This window comes from Allobosea sp. 2RAB26 (assembly GCF_052115465.1).
GTDB lineage: Bacteria > Pseudomonadota > Alphaproteobacteria > Rhizobiales > Beijerinckiaceae > Allobosea.
On record NZ_JBFRGS010000079.1, the window covers coordinates 1 to 608 of the forward strand.

Sequence of the window (608 nt, forward strand, 5' to 3'; positions counted from 1 at the left end):
CGGGCGATCGAGGCTTCGATCTCGCCGCGCTCGCCGAGCAGGCGRGCCCATTCGCGGTTGATGTTGTAGACCTTCGTGCCGTCGATGAAGCCCTTCTGGAACAGGCCGAGATATTTGTTGCGCTCGAGCTCGACCAGGCGCAGCTCCTCGACCTTGGCGACCTGGCGCGCCTCGAGGCCCTTCACCTCCTCGCCGGACTGGACGATGCTGATCTCGAGCTGYTCCTTGCGGCTTTCGCGGTTGGTGCGGTTGCCGTCGAACAACCGGGTCTCGCCCTGGATGATCTGGCTGGCCTCGTCGGAGAATCKGGCGAACTCGGCCGGGAAGGTGATCGCGGCAAGRTTGTCGCGCTCGGCGATCAGGCGGGCCTTGCGGCCGAGATTTTCGCCGAGCTGCGAGCGGATGATCGAGAGCTCGGCCTTGGTCTGGACATCGTCGAGCCAGAACAGGGTCTGGCCWGCCTCGACCCGGTCGCCCTGTCGCACCCCGATCGCCTGGACGACGCCGCCGTCGCGGTGCTGCACCTCCTTGAGGTTCTGATCGACCTTGATCGAGCCCTGGGCGATCACGGCGCCGTTGAGATGGGCGCTCGCGGCCCAGCCGCCGCA

The 608-nt window shown here is 66.8% G+C and carries 1 pseudogene; it reads right to left on the reverse strand.

The features are described from left to right. A pseudogene (locus tag AB4118_RS34095) lies at window positions 1–608 on the reverse strand (HlyD family type I secretion periplasmic adaptor subunit); the annotation flags it as partial.